20 protein-coding genes and 1 pseudogene are annotated in these 21,648 nt (G+C 72.3%); 13 read left to right on the forward strand and 8 right to left on the reverse strand.

The genetic code is table 11. The annotated features are described in order from the left end of the window. The first annotated feature begins 36 nt into the window (after positions 1-36). The gene (locus tag ACNTMW_RS26835) at positions 37-537 is read left to right on the forward strand and encodes a type III secretion system chaperone family protein (RefSeq protein ID WP_426636619.1); all 501 of its coding nucleotides are present in this window, start codon (positions 37-39) and stop codon (positions 535-537) included. Between the two features lie 9 nt (positions 538-546). After that, on the forward strand, positions 547-2,091 hold the full coding sequence (locus ACNTMW_RS26840; protein ID WP_426636620.1) for a glycosyltransferase family 39 protein: 1,545 nt from the start codon (positions 547-549) through the stop codon (positions 2,089-2,091). Between the two features lie 383 nt (positions 2,092-2,474). On the opposite strand, the gene ACNTMW_RS26845 is transcribed toward ACNTMW_RS26840, so the two are convergent. Together ACNTMW_RS26845 and ACNTMW_RS26850 are read right to left on the reverse strand one after the other, a co-directional pair. Beyond that, on the reverse strand, positions 2,475-3,734 hold the full coding sequence (locus tag ACNTMW_RS26845) for an MFS transporter (protein WP_426636621.1): 1,260 nt from the start codon (positions 3,732-3,734) through the stop codon (positions 2,475-2,477). A gap of 30 nt (positions 3,735-3,764) precedes the next feature. Continuing rightward, a complete protein-coding gene (locus ACNTMW_RS26850; RefSeq protein ID WP_426636622.1) occupies positions 3,765-5,024 on the reverse strand; it encodes an MDR family MFS transporter in 1,260 nt (419 codons plus the stop codon). Positions 5,025-5,197: 173 nt separating this feature from the next. Here ACNTMW_RS26850 and ACNTMW_RS26855 point away from each other — a divergent pair, with 173 nt between their 5' ends. After that, positions 5,198-5,950 (forward strand): phosphoglyceromutase, encoded by a 753-nt coding sequence (locus tag ACNTMW_RS26855; RefSeq protein ID WP_426636623.1) that lies wholly within the window; start codon positions 5,198-5,200, stop codon positions 5,948-5,950. A 65-nt stretch (positions 5,951-6,015) separates the two neighbouring features. Here the strand turns inward: ACNTMW_RS26855 and phoU are convergent, their stop codons facing one another. Continuing rightward, on the reverse strand, positions 6,016-6,660 hold the full coding sequence (phoU, locus tag ACNTMW_RS26860) for a phosphate signaling complex protein PhoU (protein ID WP_426636624.1): 645 nt from the start codon (positions 6,658-6,660) through the stop codon (positions 6,016-6,018). Positions 6,661-7,064: 404 nt separating this feature from the next. Here phoU and ACNTMW_RS26865 point away from each other — a divergent pair, with 404 nt between their 5' ends. After that, positions 7,065-8,270: a sensor histidine kinase gene (locus ACNTMW_RS26865; RefSeq protein WP_426636657.1), complete on the forward strand. Its 1,206-nt coding sequence runs from the start codon at positions 7,065-7,067 to the stop codon at positions 8,268-8,270. Between the two features lie 22 nt (positions 8,271-8,292). Continuing rightward, positions 8,293-8,979, forward strand: coding sequence for a response regulator (locus tag ACNTMW_RS26870; RefSeq protein ID WP_426636625.1), 687 nt, complete (start codon positions 8,293-8,295; stop codon positions 8,977-8,979). A 37-nt stretch (positions 8,980-9,016) separates the two neighbouring features. Here ACNTMW_RS26870 and ACNTMW_RS26875 read toward each other — a convergent pair whose 3' ends face one another. Next, a complete protein-coding gene (locus tag ACNTMW_RS26875; protein WP_426636658.1) occupies positions 9,017-9,820 on the reverse strand; it encodes a DUF3109 family protein in 804 nt (267 codons plus the stop codon). Between the two features lie 60 nt (positions 9,821-9,880). Here ACNTMW_RS26875 and ACNTMW_RS26880 point away from each other — a divergent pair, with 60 nt between their 5' ends. The 3 genes from ACNTMW_RS26880 to ACNTMW_RS26890 all read left to right on the forward strand — a co-directional run bounded on the left by ACNTMW_RS26880 (position 9,881) and on the right by ACNTMW_RS26890 (position 12,305). Then, complete coding sequence (locus ACNTMW_RS26880; RefSeq protein ID WP_426636626.1) at positions 9,881-10,804, forward strand: Ppx/GppA phosphatase family protein; 924 nt, start codon at positions 9,881-9,883, stop codon at positions 10,802-10,804. 120 nt (positions 10,805-10,924) lie between these two features. Next, on the forward strand, positions 10,925-11,722 hold the full coding sequence (locus ACNTMW_RS26885; RefSeq protein WP_426636627.1) for a sugar phosphate isomerase/epimerase family protein: 798 nt from the start codon (positions 10,925-10,927) through the stop codon (positions 11,720-11,722). Positions 11,723-11,765: 43 nt separating this feature from the next. Beyond that, positions 11,766-12,305 (forward strand): riboflavin biosynthesis intermediates N-glycosidase, encoded by a 540-nt coding sequence (locus ACNTMW_RS26890; protein WP_426636628.1) that lies wholly within the window; start codon positions 11,766-11,768, stop codon positions 12,303-12,305. A 32-nt stretch (positions 12,306-12,337) separates the two neighbouring features. Here the strand turns inward: ACNTMW_RS26890 and ACNTMW_RS26895 are convergent, their stop codons facing one another. Further along, entirely contained in the window at positions 12,338-12,886 is a 549-nt protein-coding gene (locus tag ACNTMW_RS26895) for a CGNR zinc finger domain-containing protein (RefSeq protein ID WP_426636629.1), read from the reverse strand. Positions 12,887-13,168: 282 nt separating this feature from the next. Here ACNTMW_RS26895 and ACNTMW_RS26900 point away from each other — a divergent pair, with 282 nt between their 5' ends. From ACNTMW_RS26900 to ACNTMW_RS26920, 5 genes are all read left to right on the forward strand, one after another. After that, entirely contained in the window at positions 13,169-14,089 is a 921-nt protein-coding gene (locus ACNTMW_RS26900) for a proline dehydrogenase family protein (protein ID WP_426636630.1), read from the forward strand. 137 nt (positions 14,090-14,226) lie between these two features. Next, positions 14,227-15,633, forward strand: a complete 1,407-nt coding sequence (locus tag ACNTMW_RS26905; RefSeq protein WP_426636631.1) for a hypothetical protein — start codon at positions 14,227-14,229, stop codon at positions 15,631-15,633. Between the two features lie 172 nt (positions 15,634-15,805). Beyond that, a complete protein-coding gene (locus ACNTMW_RS26910) occupies positions 15,806-15,907 on the forward strand; it encodes a 30S ribosomal protein bS22 (protein ID WP_007465623.1) in 102 nt (33 codons plus the stop codon). 233 nt (positions 15,908-16,140) lie between these two features. Beyond that, entirely contained in the window at positions 16,141-17,211 is a 1,071-nt protein-coding gene (locus ACNTMW_RS26915) for an NAD-dependent epimerase/dehydratase family protein (protein WP_426636660.1), read from the forward strand. Continuing rightward, positions 17,208-18,077 (forward strand): lysophospholipid acyltransferase family protein, encoded by an 870-nt coding sequence (locus tag ACNTMW_RS26920; protein ID WP_426636632.1) that lies wholly within the window; start codon positions 17,208-17,210, stop codon positions 18,075-18,077. The genes ACNTMW_RS26915 and ACNTMW_RS26920 overlap by 4 nt, the downstream gene beginning before the upstream one ends. 196 nt (positions 18,078-18,273) lie before the next feature. Here ACNTMW_RS26920 and ACNTMW_RS26925 read toward each other — a convergent pair whose 3' ends face one another. The 3 genes and pseudogenes from ACNTMW_RS26925 to ACNTMW_RS26935 all read right to left on the reverse strand — a co-directional run bounded on the left by ACNTMW_RS26925 (position 18,274) and on the right by ACNTMW_RS26935 (position 21,576). Continuing rightward, complete coding sequence (locus ACNTMW_RS26925; RefSeq protein ID WP_426636633.1) at positions 18,274-19,206, reverse strand: HAD family hydrolase; 933 nt, start codon at positions 19,204-19,206, stop codon at positions 18,274-18,276. A 461-nt stretch (positions 19,207-19,667) separates the two neighbouring features. Then, positions 19,668-20,522 (reverse strand): annotated as a pseudogene (locus tag ACNTMW_RS26930) (DUF5667 domain-containing protein); the annotation flags it as partial. Between the two features lie 184 nt (positions 20,523-20,706). Next, the gene (locus tag ACNTMW_RS26935) at positions 20,707-21,576 is read right to left on the reverse strand and encodes an ECF subfamily RNA polymerase sigma factor, BldN family (RefSeq protein WP_426636661.1); all 870 of its coding nucleotides are present in this window, start codon (positions 21,574-21,576) and stop codon (positions 20,707-20,709) included. Positions 21,577-21,648: the final 72 nt, after the last annotated feature.

Genomic DNA, 21,648 nt, shown 5'->3' on the forward strand with positions numbered 1-21,648 from the left:
CGGGTACCAGGCGCGGACGGCGGTCGAGGGGGAGACGTGAGCGACGAGCAGGAGCGCGTGAGCGCGCTGATCGAAGCGGTGTGCGCCGAGCGCGAGGTCCCGGTGGAGCGCACCGGCGACCACTCGTTCGTGGTGACGCTGCCCGGCGCGCACAAGCTGAAGACGAACTGCAACCTGATCGTGGGCGAGCACTCGCTGCGCGTCGAGGCGTTCGTGATGCGCCAGCCGGACGAGAACCGCGAGCAGCTGTGGGCCTGGCTGTTGAAGCGCAACGCCCGGATGTACGGCGTGGCGTTCGCCATTGACGATGTGGGCGACATCTATCTGACCGGTCGGGTGTCGTTGCCGGCGATCACCACCGAGGAGCTCGACCGGCTGCTAGGTTCGGTGCTCACGTACGCGGACGAGAGCTTCGATCCGATGCTCGAGATCGGGTTCGGCACCGCGATCCGGCGCGAGTGGGAGTGGCGCGTCAAGCGTGGCGAGCCGCTGGACAACCTGCGGGCATTCGAACACTTCATCAAACGAACAGGCTGAGGTACGGGGATGGCCGGGTCGACAGCGTCACGAACCGAATCTGTCGAGCCGGCCGTCCCGGTCGCCGTCGCCGGTGACGAGCCACCGCCGTTCGCCTGGCGGCCGGTGGCGGTACTGGCCGCCGGGATCGCCGCGCTGCTGGCCGCGACCTCCGGCCGGTACGACTACCACCGCGACGAGCTGTACTTCCGGCAGCTCGGCCGGCACCTCGCGTGGGGGTACGTCGACCAGCCGCCGCTGACGCCGCTGCTGGCCCGGATCGCCACCGCCGTCCTCGGCGACTCGGTGTGGGCCCTGCGGGTGCCCTGCCTGCTGAGCGTGGTGGCGACCGTCTTCGTCGTCGCGCTGATCGCCCGGGAACTGGGCGGCGGGCGGACCGCACAGGTGCTCGCGGCCGCCGGGGTGCTGTCGGTGTTCCCGCTGATCTCCGGGCACGTGCTGCTGACCTCGACGGTGGACCTGGTCATCTGGTCGGTGCTGATCCTCTTCGTGATCCGGGCGCTGCACCGGGACGCGCCGCGCTGGTGGCTGGCGGCCGGCACCGTGGTGGGGGTCGGCCTGTACAACAAGCACCTGGTCGTACTGCTGCTGCTCGGGCTGGCCGGCGGCCTGCTGCTGGCCGGCCCCCGCCGGGTCCTGCGGTCGGGCTGGCTGTGGGCGGGCGTCGCGCTCGCCCTCGTCATCGGCGCGCCGAACCTCGTCTACCAGGCCACCCACGACTGGCCGCAGCTGGCGATGGCGGAGGCCCTGCGGCGAAACAAGGGCGACGAGGCGCGGATCACCCTGGTGCCGTTCCAGCTCATCCTGCTCGGACCGCTGCTGGTGCCGGTCTGGGTCGCCGGCCTGGTGTCGCTGCTGCGCAACCCGGCGCTGCGGGCGGTGCGGGCGCTCGGTGTCGCGTACCCGCTGATGTGCGTCCTGCTGTTCGCCCTCGCCGGGCAGCCGTACTACACGGTCGGGCTGCTGCTGGCGCTGTACGCCGTGGGCAGTGTGGCGACGGCCCGGTGGCTGGCCGCGGGGGGACCGCGCCGGTGGGTGGGCACGGTCGCGGTGGTCGGCGCCAACGCCGTGTTGTCGGCGGTCATGGCGATACCGGTGCTGCCGCTGCCGGTACTCGCGCAGACCCCGATCCCGGCTGCCAACCAGACCGTCGCCGACCAGATCGGCTGGCCGGCGTACGTGCGCCAGGTCGCCGACGTCCACCGGATGCTGCCGCCCGACGAGCGGGCCGGCGCGGTCATCGTCACCGGCAACTACGGCGAGGCCGGCGCCCTCGACCGGTACGGCCGCGGCTACGGGCTGCCCAGGGCGTACAGCGGCCAGAACGAGCTGTACCGGCAGGGGCCGCCCCCGGAGTCGGCCCGTACGGTGGTCGTGGTCGGCGGCTTCTCCGACGCGTACCTCGCGGCGCGCTTCGCGTCCTGTGTGGTCGCTGGGCGCCTCGACAACGGGGTCGGTGTCGACAACGAGGAGCAGGGACTGCCGGTCCGGATCTGCCGGGATCCCCGGGGCTCGTGGCGCGAGCTCTGGCCGAGGTTCCAGCACTTCGACTGACGGCGACACCGTTCCGGTCCGCCGGGGACCGGCCCTGCTCCGGATCCCGGCGGGCAGGTGACCGTGGTCACGTGTCCGCTAGCCGTCAGCCGGACTGTGCGGAGGGCGACAGTTCGGCAGTGTGCGGTTCGGGATCCTTGGATCCCACGGTGAGCCGTGGGGTTGGTCGACCCGCCTGCTGGGGGGAGTCTCGGGGGGACGGGTCGATGCGGCCGCGGACGGTGTCCGGCTGCTGGGGAGCCGGCGGACCCCGTCCGCCGCGGCTGGAGCGGGGCGGGCGGCGCGAGCGTGGGGGCACGCGCCGCCCGCCGTCGTCGATATCGCCACGGGTGCTGGGCTGGTTGGGGTGCCTTGATCGTCACACCTTCCGGGAAAGTGTGGTGTCAGCCCCGGTCAGATACCACAACTTCCCGGACGTTGTGTCGAGCAACGGCGGCGGTACGGCGTTCGCGCGCCGGGGACGCCGCGAGGTGACCGGCGGCGGCGAGGACACCGGCCAGCCCGCACAGCGTCCAGTGCCAGTCGCCCAGGTTCTGCAGGCTCCAGCCGCCGACGGCCGGGGCGACGAACCCCGCCGCGGGGAACGTCAGGTAGAACACTGCCTGGTAACGCCCGCGCAGTTCGGGCGGGGACAGTTCGGCGTTGATCTCGGCGTTCGGGGGAGCGGCGAGCATCGACCCGACCGTCCACACGGTCGCGGCCACCAGGTACGCCGGCAGCGCGTCCACCAGGCCGACCGCGCCGATGCCGACGGCGAGGACGGCGGTGGCGACCGCCAGCACGTGACCCTTCAGCCGGCCGGCGATCAGCCGCGGCACGAACAGCTGCCCCAGTACGATCAGCGCCCCGGCGAACGCCGCGACCAGGCCGTACGCCGACGGCCGCAGCCCGTCGGCACGCATGGCGAGCGGCAGGATCGTCGAGGTCTGCGTCGTGAGCACGGCCGAGACGAACGTCAGCCCGACGAACGCCAGGAAGATCCGGTCGGTGAGGGCGGTGTGCAGGCCACCCTGCTGCTCGCCGACGGGCCGGCCGCCCGACCGCTCTGCGGCGGGCCGGCGCGCGGTGCCGCGGGTCTCCGGGACCCGCAGCAGGATCACGAACGTGACCAGCGTGGCCGCCGCGTCGACGGCGAACAGCAGCGTGAAGCTGGCCTCGGCGACGATGCCGGCGAGCAGCGAGGCGCCGGCCACCCCCAGGTTGAACGCCCAGAACTGGAGGTTGAAGGCGCGGGTACGGTCGGGCTCGGGGGTGACGTCGACGATCGCGGCCACGAACGCCGGCCCGGCCATCGACTGGGCGAGGCCGATGAGCGCGGTGACCATCGCGATCATCGGTAGCCAGGTGGACCAGGCGAGGACGAGCATCAGGACGGCCGCCGCGCCGTGGCAGGTGAGCAGCGTCGACCGGCGGCCCCACCGGTCGGCCAGCACCCCGCCGGCCAGTACGCCGACCGCGCCGCCGATCCCGTGGGCGCCGACGACCAGTCCCGCGACCGCCGGCGACAGGCCACGGGCGCTGGTCAGATACAGCGACAGGAACAGCACCGCGAAGCCGCCGAGCCGGTTGATGAAGAATCCGGCCCACAGGTACCAGTAGGTGCGTGGTAGCCCGCCGATGTTCGCCCGGTACCAGGCCCGCATCCCACGCCTCTCAGTTAGGTTTGCTAACTGCTAGATCGTAACCAGCTTGTCATCCCGATTTCCGGCCGGCGGAGCCGTCGCGGCCTGCACCTGTGCGATACGCCGCTCCCGGGCCGGAGCGGCGGCGAGGTTCCATGCCCCCGCGACCAGCCCGAGCCCGAGGCAGCCGAGCCAGAGGGCCGGTCCGCCGGCCTCCTGCTGGACGAAGCCGCCGAGTACCGGCGCCGCGAAGCTCGCGAGCTGCCACGAGAGGCTGAACAGGCCCTGGTACCGGCCGCGCATGGCGACCGGTGACATCGCCGCGAGCAGCGCCGAGTTCGACGGGGCGTTGAGCATCTCGCCGAACGTCCAGACCAGGACGGTCGCCGCGTACCAGGCCGGCGTGTGCGCGAAGGCCGTCAGCCCGAAGCCGAGGCCCATCACGACGGCGGACACCGCGAGCACCCGGGTCGGGCGACGGTCGCGCAGCAGGCGGGTGACGAGGAACTGCCCGGCGACGATGAGGATGCCGTTGAGCGCGATCACCAGGCCGAACGTCCGGCTGGACAGGCCGTCGGCGCGCATCGAGATCGGCAGCATCGACATGTGTTGGAGCATGACCAGCGCGACGAGCAGGTTGCAGACGACGAACCCGAGGAAGGCGCGGTCCTGGACGACGGTCCGCAGGCTGCCGCCCCGGTCGGTGGCGTCCGCGCCGATGACCGGGCGGGTCTCGGGTACCTTCACCGCGATCAGCACCGCGGCCGCCGCGGTGGTCATCGCGTCGAGGACGAACAGCAGCAGGTAGCCGGCCTGGGCGGCGAACCCGGCGAGGATGGCGGCGGCGCTGAACCCGAGGTTGACCGCCCAGAAGTACGCCGAGAAGGCGCGCATCCGGTCGGTGTCCGGGACGATGTCGGCGATCATGGCGCCCAGCGACGGGCGGGCGGCCTCGGCGGCCAGTCCGAGCGCCGCGGCCGCGGCGGCGATCGTCAGCGGTTGGCTGGCCAGGCCGAGCAGCACCATGAGGACCGAGGAGGTGCCGAGTGCCGACAGTACGGTCGGGCGGCGGCCCCACCGGTCGGCCAGGTAGCCGCCGAGCGTCACGCCGGCCGCCCCGCCGGCTCCGTACAGGCCGACCACGGCGCCCGCCGCGGAGGGCGAGAAATGGCGCTCGGCGGTGAGGTAGAGCGCCAGGAACAGGACGACGAAGCTGCCGGCCCGATTGATCAGCGTTGCGGTCCACAGCGCCCAGAACCGGCCGGGAAGCCTGCCCGTCGTGCCGTGTGCCGGCCTTCGTAACCATTCCACGCTGGTGCCCCCGTAATGACCATTTGCCAGTGCGATCCTTACAGCCTAGGTCGGCTCCCGATCATCACGACACCTGTTTACGCGTGTCCGTGATCACGGCTGCCACCTGGCGGTCACCGTGGCCCCGGCGGGTGGCCGGTCGCCCAGCGGGCGGGTGCGCGAAGATGTGTGGCATGAGCGAAGTCGGGACGCTGGTGCTGCTGCGCCACGGCGAGAGCGAGTGGAACGCCAAGAATCTGTTCACCGGCTGGGTCGACGTGGACCTCAGCGCCAAGGGCGAGGCGGAGGCGCGTCGCGGCGGCGAGCTGCTGCGCGAGCACGACCTGCTGCCTGATCTGGTGCACACCTCGGTGCTGCGCCGCGCCATCCGTACGAGCGAGATCGCCCTGAACGCCGGTGATCGCCTGTGGATCCCGGTGTACCGGAGCTGGCGACTCAACGAGCGCCACTACGGGGCCCTGCAGGGAAAGAACAAGAAGCAGACCCTCGAGCAGTACGGCGAAGAGCAGTTCATGCTGTGGCGTCGCTCCTACGACACCCCGCCGCCGCCGATCGCCGACGACGACGAGTGGTCGCAGGTCGGGGACCCGCGGTACGCGATGTTGCCGCCGGAGCTGATGCCGCGGACGGAGTGCCTCTCCGACGTCGTCCACCGGATGCTGCCGTACTGGTACGACCGGATCGTGCCGGACCTGCTCGACGGGAAGACGGTCCTGGTCGCCGCGCACGGCAACTCGCTGCGCGCGCTGGTCAAGCACCTCGACCGGATCTCCGACGAGGCGATCGCCGGGCTCAACATCCCGACCGGCATCCCGCTGCGGTACGACCTCGACCGCGACCTGCGGCCGACCACCCCGGGCGGGGTGTACCTCGACCCCGAGGCGGCGCGCGACGCGGCGGCCGCGGTGGCGAACCAGGGCCGGTAACTACGCCGATCGTGGACACTTGGCGGGCCTGTGGCGCCGTCAAGTGTCCACGATCGCGGAAGAACCTACGGGGCGTTCTCGCCGGTGACCAGGAAGACGACGTGCCGGCCGACGTTGACGGCGTGGTCGGCGTACCGCTCGTAGAAGCGGCCCAGCAGGGCGACGTCGACCGCCGCCTCGACCCCGTGCGACCAGCCCGGGTCGAGGACGACCTTGAACAGTTGGCGGTGCAGGTCGTCCATCACGTCGTCGTCGCGTTCGAGCTGCGCGGCGACGACCGCGTCGAGGTTGGTCAGCGCGGTTGCGATCTTGCCCGCCAGCAGGTCGGCGATCCGGCCCATGTGCTCGACCACGTCGGTCAGCTCGGGGGCGAGGACGGGTGCCGGGTGGCGGCGCAGTACCGACCGTGCCACGTGCTCGGCCAGGTCACCCATCCGTTCCAGGTCACCGGCCACGTGCAGGGCGGTCAGGACCACCCGCAGGTCGGAGGCGACCGGTGCCTGCCGGGCGACCACGTCGTACACCTTGTCCTCGACGATCCGGTACAGCGCGTCGATTTCGGCGTCCCGGTCACACACCTGCTCCGCGTCGGTCTGGTCGGCCTTGAGTAGGGCGTCCGTGGCGCGCCGCATGGCTGCCTGGACCGACTCCGCCATCGCCACCAGCGTGCGGCCGATCTGGGCGAGATCCGCCCGGAATTCTTCGCGCATGACACTCCTGAACATGAGGCTGGCCGCTCAGACTATTCCGGACGGGGGCTCACGTCGGGGCAGATGAGTGAACGGGGTACCGCGCGCCGGTGAACAATCGACGAAAGGCTGTCCGGGGGCGCGAACTGACCGGCTTGATACGGCCGGTGGGCCCTTACCATCGGCGGATGCCGTCCGGTTACCTCGTTGTGATGTCCGCCGTGCTGCTCGGACTCGCCGTGGTGGCGGTTGCCGTGGCGGGTGCGCGCCGGCGGCGTACCGTCATGGTCGTGTCGCCAGCAGTACCGGGTGGGCGGCCTGTGGGCGGGGATTCCCAGGTGGATCCGGTAGCCCGCGGGTCGGCGGCCACCTCCGTCCCGTCTCCGTTCCCACCGACCGCCGGGGATCCGCCGGCCGGGGCAGCCCTGGAGGTGTCGCGGCCCGCGGACGCCCAACCTGACCGGACCCTCCTGGAGGTGCCGCAACCCGGTGGCGCCCCGCTGGCCCGGGCCGCCCTGGAGGCACTGCGGGTGGGCATCCTGGTCCTCGACGCCGCCGACCGTCCGGTGGTGGCCAACCCCGCGGCGAGGGACATGGGCCTGGTGCGCGGGCGGAGCGGCGGCGGATTCGACGCGCACAGCATCGTGCGTACCCTCGCCGGCCAGGTGCGCCGGTCCGGCGTGAGCCGGGAGGTGGAGCTGGACCTTCCCCGCCCGCGCGGCATCGAGGGCAGCAGCGCCGAACTGCTCGGGGTACACGTACGGGCCTCCGCCCTGGACGCCGGGCACGTCGTGGTGGAGGCGGCCGACGTGACCGAGGCACACCGGGTGGCGCGGGTGCGCCGCGACTTCGTCGCCAACGTCAGCCACGAGCTCAAGACCCCGGTCGGTGCTCTTCAGCTACTGGCCGAGGCGCTGCTGGAGGCCACCAGCACCGACGAGGCCACCAGCACCGACGAGGCCGGCGCGGTGGGTACCGGTACCGGCCAGGCCGGGGGCGCGTCCGACCCCGCCGCGGCCCGGCGCTTCGCCGAGCGCATCCAGAAGGAGTCGATCCGGCTCGGGCGGCTCGTCAGCGAGCTGCTGGAGCTGTCGCGCCTGCAGGGCGCCGAGCCGCTGCCCGAGCCGCAGCCGGTCTCGGTCGACCGGATCGTCGCGGAGGTGCTGGACCGTACCCGTACGCCGGCGTCGGCCAAGGACATCGAGGTGCTGTTCACCGGCGAGCGGGAGTTGACCGTGTACGGCAGCGAGAGCCAGTTGGTGACGGCCGTCACCAACCTGGTGGAGAACGCCATCGCGTACTCGCCGGAGCGCACCCGCGTGACCGTGGACGCCCGCACGAGCGCCGACGGTGTGGAGGTCGCCGTCGTCGACCAGGGAATCGGTATCGAGCCACGGGACCTGGACCGGATCTTCGAGCGGTTCTACCGGGCCGACCGGGCCCGGTCCCGCGCCACCGGCGGTACCGGTCTGGGGCTGGCTATCGTCAAGCACATAGCCACCAACCACGCTGGCCGGGTTGACGTGAGCAGTACCGTCGGCGTGGGGTCGACGTTCACCCTACGGCTGCCTGGACGTCCCCCGGACGTCTCCCTGCCGCTACCGGCCTCGGCTGAGATCGAGCCGAACTAGATCGTCAAGGAAGGAACGGACGTTGTCGCGAGTGCTGGTGGTCGAGGACGAGGAGTCGTTCTCCGATGCCCTGTCGTTCATGCTGCGCAAGGAGGGCTTCGAGGTCTCCGTGGCGGCGACCGGCACGGAGGCGATGACCGAGTTCGACCGTACCGGCGCCGACATCGTGCTGCTGGACCTGATGCTTCCCGAAATGTCGGGTACCGAGGTGTGCCGGCAGCTACGCGCCAAGTCGCACGTACCGATCATCATGGTGACCGCCCGGGACAGCGAGATCGACAAGGTCGTGGGGCTGGAGCTCGGTGCCGACGACTACGTGACGAAACCGTACTCGCCCCGCGAGCTGGTCGCCCGGATCCGCGCGGTACTGCGCCGGCAGGCCGCCGGTGACGCCGCCGACCTGACCCCGCCGACCCTGTCCGCCGGGCCGGTGCGCATGGACGTGGACCGGCACGTGGTGACCGTCGACGGCGACACCGTGCAGCTACCGCTCAAGGAGTTCGAACTGCTCGAACTGCTGCTGCGCAACGCCGGCCGGGTCCTCACCCGCGGGCAGCTCATCGACCGGGTGTGGGGCGCCGATTACGTCGGCGACACCAAGACCCTGGACGTGCACGTCAAGCGGCTGCGCTCCAAGATCGAGCCGGAGCCGTCGGCGCCGCGCTACATCGTGACCGTGCGCGGCCTCGGCTACAAGTTCGAACCGTGAGCGCTCCCGTCTTCCCGTGAGCGCGGCCGTCTTCCCGTCAGGGGGACGCCGGGTGCTTCGCCACCAGGCCCAGCTCCACCCGGGCCGCGCACAGCCGGGCGAGCTTCTCGTACGCCGCCTCGCCGATCAACGCGGTCAGCTCCGGCCCGTACTCCTCGTACATCGGCCGGGTGCCGACGTGCGCCTCCGGCGACGAGGTGCACCACCAGTGCAGGTCGTGACCGCCCTCGCCCCAGCCCCGGCGGTCGAACTCGCCGAGCACCGACAGCAGGACCTTCGACCCGTCCGGGCGCTTGGTCCACTGCTGGTCCCGACGGATCGGTAGCTGCCAGCAGACATCCGGCTTGTACTCCAACGGGTGCACGCCGTCGCGCAGCGCCTGGGCGTGCAGCGCACAGCCGCCCCCGCCGGGGAAGTCGGCTTCGTTGAGGAACACGCACGGCTCATCCGGGCCCCGGGTGGCGGTGCGCCGTGCCGGGGAGTCGCCGTCGATCGTGTCCATCTCGGTGTAGTTCTTGAAGCCGCGCCGGAAGTGCTGCCAGGTCTCGGGCGTCAGCTTCTTCGCCGCCGCGCGTACCCGCTTCTCGTCGTCGGAGTCGGTGAAGAACGCACCGTGCGAGCAGCAGCCGTCCGCGGCCCGGCCGGCGACGATGCCGTGGCAGCCGCGGGCGAAGATGCAGGTCCACCGCGACAGCAGCCACGTCAGGTCGGCCCGGATCAGGTGCTCGGGGTCGGCCGGGTCGACGAACTCCAGCCACTCGCGCGGGAAGTCCAAGCCGACCTCGCGGCTGCGCGGGTCGTCCGATTTAGTGTGATCGTCCGAATTTTCCACCGTGACCATAATCTCCACCACCACGCCGACTACCGTACGCGGCTACCCGGCGAGATCTACGGTATGCGGATGCGACTCGGCGTACTTGATGTGGGATCCAATACCGTCCACCTGCTCGTGGTCGATGCCCACCACAGTGCGCATCCGTGGCCGGCGCACTCGGAGAAGGTCGGACTGAGGCTCGCCGAGAAGATCGGCTCCGACGGCAAGCTGAGCCGGGCCGGGGCGGATGCGCTGGTCGAGGCGGTGGCGAAGGCCCGGGACGCCGCCGCGAGCCGACAGACCGAGGACCTGCTGGCATTCGCCACCTCGGCGGTACGGGACGCCGCCAACTCCGCGGCGGTACTGCGTCGGGTACGCGACGAGACCGGGGTCGACCTGCAGGTGCTCTCCGGCGAGGCCGAGGCGATCATGACGTTCCTCGCGGTGCGGCGCTGGTTCGGCTGGTCGGCCGGGCGGCTGCTGGTACTCGACATCGGTGGCGGTTCGCTGGAGCTGGCGTCCGGAATCGACGAGGAGCCCGACGCCGCGCTCTCGCTGCCACTGGGGGCCGGCCGGCTCACCCGGGACTGGCTGACGTGTGATCCGCCGTCCCCGGTGCAGGTCGAGAAGCTGTGCGAATACGTCGACGAGCAGGTCGCGAAGGCGGTGGAGAAGCTGCCCGGACGCTGGGACCGGGCGGTGGCGACCTCCAAGACGTTCCGGACGCTGGGGCGCCTCGCCGGTGCCGCCCCGTCGAGCGCCGGTCGCTGGGTGCCGCGCCGGCTCACCCGTACCGGGCTGCACCAGGTGTTCGGCTTCATCCGCCGGATGCCGTCGGCCGCGCTGGCCGAGATGGACGGGGTCAGCGCCGGTCGGGCACACCAACTGCTCGCCGGGGCGGTGGTGGCGGAGACGGCGATGCGCCGGCTGGGCATCGACTCGGTGGACCTGTGCCCCTGGGCACTGCGGGAGGGCGTGATCCTGCGCCGTCTCGACATCCTGACGGGGTGACACCGGCGGTGTCCCGCTGCGGATCATATCCACCGGCGTACCGCTGGGATGACGCCCACAAATCAGCCGTGAAGCGCGGTATCTCGGCTTTTTGGCCGGTACGGCGGCTAGGCTGAAGCGGTGACGCCCGTCCTGCTATCGACCTCGTCCGTGTTCCCGGAGCCCACCGCCGCCGCCTTCGAGGTGGCCGCCACGCTCGGTTACGACGGGCTGGAGGTCATGGTCTGGAACGACGCGGTCAGCCAGGACTCCGGGGCTCTGCGCGGGCTCTCCGAGCACTACGGGGTTCCGGTCCTGTCGGTGCACGCGCCGTGCCTGCTGGTGACCCAGCGGGTGTGGAGCGCCGACCCGTGGGAGCGGCTGCGGCGCGCCGCCGAGCTGGCGGAGACCCTCGGCGCACCGACCGTCGTGGTGCACCCGCCGTTCACATGGCAGCGCGACTACGCCCGGGGCTTCAGCACCGGACTGGGCCGGGTAGCGGTGAAGCACCCGTCGGTCCGGTTCGCGATCGAGAACATGTACCCGGTGCGGATGGCCGGTCGGGAGTTCGTGCCCTACTCGCCGGGGTGGGACCCGACGGTCGCCGGGTTCGACGACTACACGCTCGACCTGTCGCACTGCGCCGCCTCGCGGACGAACTCGCTCACCATGGCCGACGCGATGGGGGACCGGCTCAGCCACGTGCACCTCGGCGACGGTACCGGGGAGGGCCGCGACGAGCACCTCGTGCCCGGCCGGGGCAGCCAGCCGTGCGCCGAGCTGCTCCAGTCACTGGCGCGGCGGGGCTTCCATGGATCGGTCGCGGTGGAGGTCTCCACCCGCCGGTCGGCCAGCCGGGCCGAGCGCGAGGCCGACCTCGCCGAGGCGCTGGCCTTCGCCCGCCAGCACCTGGGCACCCCGTCCACCGTGGACGTGTGAGTGCGGGACACCGGACAGCCGGCCGGGCTGGCACCATGTACCGGTGCGCGTCGACGACCTGATCACCGCAGAGCACCACGGCGAGCTGCCTGAGCTGCTCTTCTTCTGGGGGCATCGACCCGCGGCACGCGGCGGGGTCGGCAAGTCCTGCCTGAGCCAGTGGTACCCGGCGTCCTTCGATGTCGACGGCACCACGTACCCCACGGCCGAGCATTACATGATGGCCGCCAAGGCCCGGCTGTTCGGCGACGCCGCGGCGGCGGAAGCGGTCCTGGCCGCGCCGACCCCGGACCGGGCCAAGAGCGTCGGGCGGCGGGTGCGGCGCTTCGACGAGCGGACCTGGGCGGCGCACCGCTACGACGTCGTGGTCGCCGGTAACCTGGCCAAGTTCCAGCAGCACCCGCCGCTGCTACGGTTCCTGCTCGCCACCGGCTCACGCGTGCTGGTCGAGGCGAGCCCGGACGACCGGATCTGGGGCATCGGCCTGAGCGCCGAGGCGCCCGACGCGCAGAGCCCGGCGCGCTGGCGCGGCCAGAACCTCCTCGGCTTCGCCCTGATGGAGGTCCGCGCCAAGCTCGGGTGAGCAGGTCAGGCGACGATCACCGGGACAGCCGGTCAGGCGACGGTCACCGGGATCGGCTCGGACTCCGCGGCCTTCTTGCGGGCCCGGTGCGCCGCCACGTGCGAGCGGGTGGCGCAGCGCTCGGAGCAGAAGCGGCGGCAGCAGTTCGACGAGGTGTCGAGGTACACGTTCCCGCAGCGCTCGTCGGCGCAGATGCCGAACCGGGAGCTGCCGTGCTCGCACAGCCACACCGCCAGCCCCCACGCCGCCCCGGCGAGGTACTCGGAGCTCACCGCCGAGCCGCGGCCGGTGACGTGCATGTGCCAGTCGTTGCTGTCGTGCCCGGAGATCCGCGGTCGGATCGGGTACGCCTCCAGCAGAGCGTTCAGCTCCTCCACGGCCTCGGCGTCGCGGCCGGCGGAGCCGTGCTCGAACACCTCCCGCAGCCGCCTCTGCGCGCGTTTGATGGCGGTGAAGTCCCGCTCGGTGGCTTCCGCAGCCATCCATCCCTGTTCGCCGAACAGCTCCTTCAGGTCGGCCAACCCCGCCAGCGGTGCGTTGACGATGTCGACGGCCGACCGGGCGTACGCGTCGAAGTCCACGCGACAAAGGTAGACAAGAAATCCGCCGCGCCCTAGTCCACGGGTATCGGGCCCTGGTCCACGGGTATCAGGTGCGGCAGAAACCGGGCGTATCCATCGGTGATCAGGCCGTCGCTCTCCCGGAACCCGGTCCGGCCGCCTCGCCCCGGCCGTCGGCGTCGGCGCAGTTCCGGTCGCCCGGTCCCGTTCCTGTCGCCCGGTCCGGTGGGCGCGGATCGCCTGGTCGGTGTCAGTCGCCTCAGACCGGCGCACCTGTCGGAGGCGGGGGCTACGCTGACGCTCATGTTCCGATCGGTGATCCTCGCCGCCGCCGGGTCTTCCCAGGTGGAGCGGCTTGTCCAGACCGTCCCGCTGAGCCGCAACGTGGTCCGCCGGTTCGTCGCGGGTAGCACGCGTGACGACGCGCTCCGCGCCACCGGCGACCTCGTCGGCGACGGCCTCGCGGTGACGCTCGACTATCTGGGCGAGGACACCACCACGCCGGCCGACGCCGAGGCGACCCGCGACGAGTACCTCGCGCTGCTCGATGCCCTGGCCGCCGCCGAGCTGACCCCCGCGGCCGAGGTGAGCGTGAAGCTGTCCGCCCTGGGGCAGGCGTTCGACGAGAAGCTCGCCGAGGAGTACGCGCGGGCGATCTGCGCGAAGGCGTCCGAGGCGGGGACCACGGTCACCCTCGACATGGAGGATCACACCACCACCGACGCGACGCTGGAGACGCTGGCCCGGCTGCGCGCGGACTTCCCGACCGTCGGCGTGGCGCTGCAGGCGTACCTGCGGCGCACCGAGGCGGACTGCCGGGAGCTGGCGACGACCGGGTCGCGGATCCGGTTGTGCAAGGGCGCCTACGCCGAGCCCGAGTCGGTCGCCTACCAGTCCCGGCTCGACGTCGACAAGTCGTACGTGCGCTGCATGAACATCCTGCTGGCCGGCGACGGGTACCCGATGATCGCAAGCCACGACCCGCGGGTGGTGGCGATCGCCGAGGACCGGGCCAAGTGGTTCGACCACTCGGCCGACGAGTTCGAGTTCCAGATGCTGTACGGCGTCCGGCCGGAGGAGCAGCTGCGGCTGGCCAAGGACGGGTACACCGTGCGGGTCTACGTGCCGTACGGCACCCAGTGGTACGGGTACCTGATGCGCCGGCTGGCCGAGCGCCCGGCCAACCTGGCGTTCTTCGCGCGGGCGTTGGGTTCGCGGCGCTGACGGGTGCCGGGCTCGCGGCGCTGACGGGTGCCGGGCTCGCGGCGCTGGCGTCACTCGCGGGGCTGACGTCGCATCGGATACCCATCGACTTGCGCTTTCAGAGAGCGTGGTGACTCGGTATCGCGTAGCGTCCAATCGTGACCGACGAGCCCGAACCCGGGGCCGTTCCGGCTGGGCCGGTCGGGTCCGGTCCGCTGCGGCCACCGCCGTACCCACTGGCCGGGCCGCGCTGCCGGTCGGCACCGCTCGGCCGGCTGGTCCTCTGCCTGGCCGTGCTGTGCGGTCTGCTCGGCACCCCTGCCCTGGTGGCCGGTGCCGGCAACCGGTGGTGGCCGCTCGACCGGGCGGCGATGGCGATGAGGCAGCAGAGCGCCCCGGGGGCCGCGCCCGGCGCGGAGCCGGCCGTGGCCGCCGGGGCGGCCGCCCGTGCCACCGTGATCCGCCGGTCCCGGGTGCGCGCCGCGCTACAGGCGGCGCTCGACGCGCAGGCCGCGGCGCTGCTGCGCGGCGACGAGGCCGGCTTCCTCGCCCCGGTCGATGCGGGCGCCACCGCCCTCGTGGACGAGCTGCGCCGGCGCTTCGGGGTGCTGCGCGCCCTGCGGGTGGCGGGCTGGACGGAGACGCTCGGCGGCGAGCCCGAGCCGGTCGACGGCGGCTGGCGGGTGGTGGTGCGGATCGGGTACTGCTTCGTCGTGGTGGGCTGCGAGCCGGTGACGGTGCCGGTGGTCACCCGCTGGACGGACCGCGCCGGGTCGCCGAGCCTCGTCGAGTTCGGCACCTCCGCCGGCGCCGACCTCGGCCCCCGACCGTGGGAGGTCAGCGACCTGCGGGTCGCGGTGGGCCGGCGGGTCCTGATCGCCGCCCCGCCGCGGTACGCCGACCGCCTGGGCACGCTGCTCGAGGCGGCCGAGGCGGCCGCTTCGATCGCCGACCGGTACGCCCGCTGGTCGGCGCCGCCCGGCCGGTACCTCGTCGCGATCGCCGGACCGGACGAGTGGCGCCGCTGGTACGGCGTGCACCAGGCCGACTGGGTCGCCGGGTACGCCATGCCGGTAGCCGACCACGACACCGAGATCGTGCTCAACGGGCAGCGGGTCGACGGCGCGGAGGTCGTCGACACGCTGCGGCACGAGTTCACCCACGTGGTGACGCTCGACCGGGTCGGGCGGGACTACTCGGGGCAGTGGTGGCTGGTCGAGGGGATCGCCGAGTACGTGCGGATGGTGGGCCGACCGCTGGCCGACTACGAGTTGCTGGGTGTATCGCGCCGGTACGTCCGCGCCGGCCACGCGACCGACGTGGGGAGCCTGGCCGAGCCGCCGGCCGACGCCCCGGCCGAGGACGCCGCCGGTCGGTACGGGATCGCTTTCCTGACCGTACGGTGCCTGGCCGAGCGGTTCGGCGAGGAGCGGCTGCTGCGCTTCTTCGACCGGGTGGTACGCCACGGCGCCCCGGTGGCGGAGGCCGCGGTCGTCGCGCTCGGCCGGGACTGGGCCGGGACGGCCGGCGGCTGCGCCGGGTACGTGCGGCGGAGCCTGACCTGACGCCCGCCGCACCGCCCGGGCCGCCGGCCGGTCGTGACCAGCGAAACGATGTGCGGTGCCTGTTTCCCGATCTCGTATACTGCCGGCTACCCTGGACGCGCCATTATTTCCGGGTGTCACCGGCGCTCTTCGCGGCGGCCGGCACTCATCCATGTGACAAGGGGACATTCGTATGGGCTCTGTGGTCAAGAAGCGCCGCAAGCGCATGGCCAAGAAGAAGCACCGCAAGCTGCTGCGCAAGACCCGGGTCCAGCGTCGTCGTCTCGGCAAGTGACCTCCGTGCGGTGCGTCGGCGCGTACCAGTGACCGGTACGTGCCTGCGCTCCGTGGCGGCACCACGGGCGTAGCGTCCTACCGCTTCCGGGACGTCGTCGTGGCCGGTGCCGCCGCACCGCGCGTGAGCGTACAGTTCCATCGAGCGGCTCAACATCCGGTGCGTATTGCCGATGCGCCCTGCGGGTAATAGAGGCGTGAGGTGATGGCGTGGGCGAGCGGACCGGGGGCTCGATGCCGGACGAGTGGGGCGTGCCGGAGATCGTGCTCGTCACCGGTGTGGCCCACCACCTCGGTGCGCAGGTGGCCGGGCGGCTCTGCGCCGATCCCAGGGTGAAGCGGGTCATCGGCGTGGACCTCACCGCGCCGCCCGCCGAACTGGTGCGGCTGCTCGACGGGGTCGAGTTGCACCGGGTCGACCTCCGCCATCCGGAGATCGCCCGGCTGCTCGGTGACGAGGGCGTTCAGGCGGTGGCGCACCTGGCCATCACGACGGCGGCCGATGCCCAGTCCGGCGGCCGCGGCGCGACCAAGGAACTCAACGTCATCGGCACGATGCAGCTGATCGCCGCCTGCCAGCAGGCACCTGACCTGCGCAAGCTGGTGGTCCGGTCGTCGACGGCGGCGTACGGGGCGTCGTTTCGCGATCCCGCGGTCTTCACCGAGGACATGGAGCCGCGCGAGGCCCCGCGCGGCGGCTTCGGCCGCGACGTCCTCGACATCGAGGGGTACGTGCGCGGGTTCCGCCGCCGCTGCCCGGACGTCGTGGCGACGGTGCTGCGGTTCGCGCCGTTCATCGGTGAGCGCGCGGGTACCCGGCTCAACCGGTACTTCTCGCTCCCGGTCGTCCCGACCGTGCTGGGCCGCGACCCGCGGCTGCAGTTCGTCCACGTCGACGATGCGCTGGAGGTACTGCACCGGGCCGTCGTGGAGCACCACCCCGGTACCTACAACGTCGCCGGTTCGGGCGTGCTGACCCTGTCCCAGGCGATCCGGCGGGCGGGGCGGGTCGCGCTGCCCGTCGTCGAGCCGGGCCTGTCGGCGGTGGCCGGGTTCGCCAAAGGCACCGGGGCGCTGGACTTCTCCCTCGACCAGCTCGACCTGTTCGTCCACGGCCGGGTGGTGGACACCACACGGCTGGTCCGGGAGTTCGACTTCGCGCCCCGCCCGACGGCGGTGGCGTTCGACGACTTCATCCGCGGCGCCGGGTTCGGGCCGCTGGGACCGGAGAAGGTACGCGCGGCCGAGCAGGTGATCCTGGACCGCATCCGGCGGATCCGCGCCGCCCTGGAGGGGAACCCGTGACCGAGCCGAGCGAGGAGATCGACGCCGACATCTGGGACCAGCGGGTCGCGGGGCTGCTCTCCCTGCTGCGCCACCGCCTTACCGGCGACTACTCCGTCGACGAGTTCGGCTTCGACAAGCAGCTCACCGAGTCGGTGTTCCTTCCGCTGCTGCGCCCGCTCTACCGTTCCTGGTTCCGGATCGAGACGTACGGTGCCAAGCACCTGCCCGAGACCGGACCGGCCCTGATCGTGGCGAACCACTCGGGCACCGTCGCGCTCGACGCGGTGATGCTGGCCGTCGCCGTGCACGACGAGCACCCGGCCCACCGGTTCCTGCGCCTGCTCGGCGCCGACTTCGTGTTCCGCATGCCGGGGCTGTCCGAGGTGGCCCGCAAGTCCGGCAGTACCCTCGCCTGCAACCCGGACGCCGAGCGGCTGCTGCGGGTCGGCGAGCTGGTCGGTGTGTTCCCGGAGGGCTTCAAGGGGGTCGGCAAGCCGTTCTCCGAGCGGTACAAGCTGCAGCGCTTCGGCCGGGGCGGATTCGTGTCGGCGGCGCTGCGCACCGGTACCCCGATCATCCCGGTCTCGATCGTCGGCGCCGAGGAGACCTATCCGCTGATCGGCAACATCCGGCCGCTGGCGCGCCTACTGGGCGTGCCGTACTTCCCGGTGACGCCGCTGTTCCCGTGGCTCGGGCCGCTGGGCATGGTGCCGTTGCCGAGCAAGTGGCTGATCGAGTTCGGCGAGCCGATCAGCACCGAGGGGCGCAGCGAGCAGGCCGACGACCCGATGGCCGTGTTCAACCTCGCCGACCAGGTCCGCGAGACGATCCAGCAGACCCTGCACCGCCTGCTGGAGCGCCGTCCCGACCCGTGGTCGGCCTGACCGGGGCGACGGGACACCGGGAGCGGCGAGGACCCGGGCCTGGCGCTCAGCGCCGGCTGAGCCGCCTGTCCGGCGCTCAGCGCCGGCTGAGCCACCTGTCCGGCGCTCAGCGCCGGCTGAATCGCCCGTCCGGCGCTCAGCGCCGGCTGAATCGCCCGTCCGGCGCTCAGCGCCGGCTGAGCCGCCCGTCCGGCGCTCAGCGCCGGAAATGGGCGATCGAGAAGCGGTGCTCGTGGCTGCCTCGGCGGCGGCGGGCGAGCGCGACACCGGCCACGAGGGCACCGGCGGCGAGCGCCGTACCCATGGCGGTCGGCACGGCGACCTTGGCGGCCTTGCGCCCGGTGCGGAAGTCGCGGATCTCCCAACCGCGGCGGCGGGCCTCGCTGTGCAGCGCCGAGTCGGGGTTGACGGCGACCGCGTGCCCGACCGTGGACAGCATGGGAATGTCGTTGACCGAGTCGCTGTAGGCCGAGCAGCGCGCCAGGTCCAGACCCTCCACCTCGGCGAGGGCGTTGATCGCCTGGGCCTTGGCCGGGCCGTGCATGAGGTCGCCCACCAGACGCCCGGTGTAACGGCCGTCGCGGACCTCGGCGACGGTGCCGATCGCGCCGGTCAGGCCCAGCCGCTTGGCGATGACCCGACCCAGCTCGACCGGGGCCGCGGTGACCAGCCAGACCCGCTGGCCCGCGTCGAGGTGCAGTTGGGCGAGCGCCCGGGTACCGGCCCAGATGCGCTCCGCCATCAGCTCGTCGAAGATCTCCTCGCTGAGCCGTTCCAGGTCGTCTACCCGCCAGTCGGCCACGAAGGCCAGCGCAGCGTCCCGGGCCGCCGACACGTCACCGGCGTTCTCCGAGGCCAGTAGCCGGAACCGGAGCTGCTGCAGGCCGAAGCGCACCAGGTCGCCCGTGGTGAAGTACTTGCGGGCGGCCAGGCCGCGGGCCAGGTAGTAGATGGAGGCGCCCTGCATCATCGTGTTGTCCACGTCGAAGAAGGCCGCGGCGGTGGGGTCCGTCGGGATGGCGAGCGCTGCCTCGACCTCTGCCGCCGCCCAGCCCGCTACCGGGTCGACCACCTTCGTCGACGCGGTAGCGGCACGTGATCTGCGGCGGATCGGGATCCGGCTCGCCATGCTGTCGCCCCCCTGTTGCATCAGGCCGGCCGTTCGGCCGCCTTTGTGAGGGTATCTGGCAGATACCAGGTCGTGGGCCGAATGCGGGCCCACAACCGGCGAACAAACGTAGACGCGCGCGTGAGCCGCCGGCAACGGACACCGTCCGGGCGCCGGGCAGACGGTGTCCGGACGGGTCAGCCCAGGCCGAGCAGCCGACCGATCCGACCCAGGAGAGAGTTGTCGGCGCCGGCGTCCTGCAACGGTGCGGCCGAGGGGGTGGTGGGCGTCACCGGAAACGTTGCCGTACTCGCCCCGGTATCCGTGGCCGGCGTGGTGCCGGTGGTAGCGCCGCTGCTGGAGCCGCTGCTGGAGCCGCCGGCGCTGGAGCCGCCCTCCGACAGCGGTGCGGTGTTGCCGGGTGTCACCGCGCCGCTGTCGGGCGCCGTGCCGGTCCGAACCGGTGACGGCGTGACCGGGGCGCACCGGCCCGGTACCGGGCCGAGCTCGTCGGTGGTCGCGTTCGTGCCGGCACCGCAGGCGAAGCCGCTGCGCAGGCCGCCGACGCGCGTCTGGACCTCGTCGAGCAGGCGCAGCGAGCCGATGGTGCGGGTACGCGCATCGCCGCTGACGGTGTCGAGCAGGCCGGCGATCGTGTGACGCTGGTTGGACACGAAGGCGTCGACCACGTCCAGGGCCGTCGGGTCCTGCCGGTCGACGGCCGCGGTGGTGAGCAGCCGTACCCCCTCGCGGGTCTCGCTGTCCATGTCGTCGAGGATGGCGAGAGCGTCGCCCCGGCCCGCGGCGACCTCGTTGAGCCGGGTCTTCGCGAACTCGAGGTAGAGCTGGCCACGACCGGACTGCGAGCCGGACAGGGCCAGTTGGGCGCGTTCGGCGGAGCGCTTCATCCCGTACAGCGGGTCGCCGGGCTTGGCGTCGCCGCTCGCGAGGGACATGCCGGAGACGGCGAGCGTGCCGACGGCGAGGCCGACCACGACGGCGCCCCGGGCACGCCGGCTGCGTACCGGCATCCAGGCGAGTCTCGTGCCGGTGGCGACCGGTCGGCGGATCGGCGCGGGCGGTTCGGGTTCGACCGCGGTCGCCCCGATGCCCTCCCGTTCGATCGTCGCCATCAACATGGCGCGCAGTCCGGCCCGGAACTCGGGATCGACCGGTACGTCGACGTCGATGCCGCCCAACCGGTCACCGACCTTGACGAGGTCGGTCAGGTCCGGCTCGACGTCGGGACGGGCGTGGTGGCGATGGGCGTCACCGGCCTCGTCGAGCAGCTGCGCGAAGCGTTCGGCGCTCCGGCGGTGGAAGATCGACGGCTTCACCGCGAGCACCTCCCTTCGCTCGTCACGATGGTGTGGCGCGACGGGGCAGCGTGGGTCGCCACCGGGACCGGCGGGCGCCCGGCCACCGGTCATACTCCCTCCAACGCCGTCATGGTGGCCGTGGTTACGGTCACCTCAAACGTGATCTGCCGAATATTTCAGCGGTACCGGTACGGCAGACCCGTCAGGGCTGGAAGCCGTCGGGCAGCAGCCGGGCCAGGGTGCGGACCGCGCGGTACTGGAGCGCCTTGATCGCACCCTCGTTCTTGCCCATCGCCTGCGCGGTCTCCGCCACCGAGAAGCCCTGCAGGAAGCGCAGCACGATGCACTCCTGCTGCTCCGGGTTGAGCTGTTTGACCGCGGTGAGCAGGGCGACGTTGGTGATGTGGTCGACGACGGCGCTCTCCGGGCTGCCTTCCGGGCCGCTCTCGGCGCGCTCGGCGTCGAGGACGTCGCCGGTGGTGATCTCCAGCCGGTACCGGCCGGACTTGAAGTGGTCGGCGACCAGGTTGCGGGCGATCGTGACCAGCCAGGCGCCGAGATCGCGACCCTGCCAGGTGAAGCTGCCGATGCGCTTGAGCGCCCGTAGGAACGTGTCCGCGGTCAGGTCCTCGGCGAGCTGCCGGTTGCCGACCCGGAAGTACACGAACCGGAAGACGGTGTCGAAGTACCGGTCGTAAATGAGCCCGAACGCCTCGGCGTCGCCGGCCTGGGCCCGCTCGACCAGTCTCCAGACGGCCGCCGCGGCGTCCGTGGGTTCCGGGCGGTCGGGGTAGCCGGGCGGCGGGCCGCCGTCACCGCCGGTACGGGGTTCGCTGTCCGGCTTCGGTTCGCCGCCGGTCGCGGGCTCGTCGATCGCGATGCTGCCGGCCGGCGTACCGGACGGGGGCGGCTCCGGGTGGCCTTCGGGGGAGACGCGGCCGGGTGGCGCCACGCGGCCGTCGACCGGCCGGGCGTTCGGCCCGGGTACGTGCCGGACGCTGTGCGACTCGGTGACGTGCGGGCGGTGCCGGGTGTGCGGCAGGCCGCTGTCCCGCCGGATCGCCGTGGTCATCACTTCGCGGATCGTGCTCAGTCCATCGCTGAGGGCGTGGCGTGCCGCGACGACGTCGGAGGCGCTGCCGAG

The organism is Planosporangium spinosum, from assembly GCF_049999945.1.
Taxonomy (GTDB): domain Bacteria; phylum Actinomycetota; class Actinomycetes; order Mycobacteriales; family Micromonosporaceae; genus Planosporangium; species Planosporangium spinosum.

What these genes read in the sequence shown, in the direction of transcription:
- ACNTMW_RS26840 (WP_426636620.1), top strand. Translation starts at nt 547, where the DNA reads ATGGCCGGGTCGACAGCGTCACGAACCGAATCTGTCGAGCCGGCCGTC.
- ACNTMW_RS26845 (WP_426636621.1), bottom strand. Translation starts at nt 3,734, where the DNA reads ATGCGGGCCTGGTACCGGGCGAACATCGGCGGGCTACCACGCACCTAC.
- ACNTMW_RS26855 (WP_426636623.1), top strand. Translation starts at nt 5,198, where the DNA reads ATGAGCGAAGTCGGGACGCTGGTGCTGCTGCGCCACGGCGAGAGCGAG.
- phoU (WP_426636624.1), bottom strand. Translation starts at nt 6,660, where the DNA reads ATGCGCGAAGAATTCCGGGCGGATCTCGCCCAGATCGGCCGCACGCTG.
- ACNTMW_RS26875 (WP_426636658.1), bottom strand. Translation starts at nt 9,820, where the DNA reads ATGGTCACGGTGGAAAATTCGGACGATCACACTAAATCGGACGACCCG.
- ACNTMW_RS26880 (WP_426636626.1), top strand. Translation starts at nt 9,881, where the DNA reads ATGCGACTCGGCGTACTTGATGTGGGATCCAATACCGTCCACCTGCTC.
- ACNTMW_RS26900 (WP_426636630.1), top strand. Translation starts at nt 13,169, where the DNA reads ATGTTCCGATCGGTGATCCTCGCCGCCGCCGGGTCTTCCCAGGTGGAG.
- ACNTMW_RS26910 (WP_007465623.1), top strand. Translation starts at nt 15,806, where the DNA reads ATGGGCTCTGTGGTCAAGAAGCGCCGCAAGCGCATGGCCAAGAAGAAG.
- ACNTMW_RS26915 (WP_426636660.1), top strand. Translation starts at nt 16,141, where the DNA reads ATGCCGGACGAGTGGGGCGTGCCGGAGATCGTGCTCGTCACCGGTGTG.
- ACNTMW_RS26925 (WP_426636633.1), bottom strand. Translation starts at nt 19,206, where the DNA reads ATGGCGAGCCGGATCCCGATCCGCCGCAGATCACGTGCCGCTACCGCG.
- ACNTMW_RS26935 (WP_426636661.1), bottom strand. Translation starts at nt 21,576, where the DNA reads ATGACCACGGCGATCCGGCGGGACAGCGGCCTGCCGCACACCCGGCAC.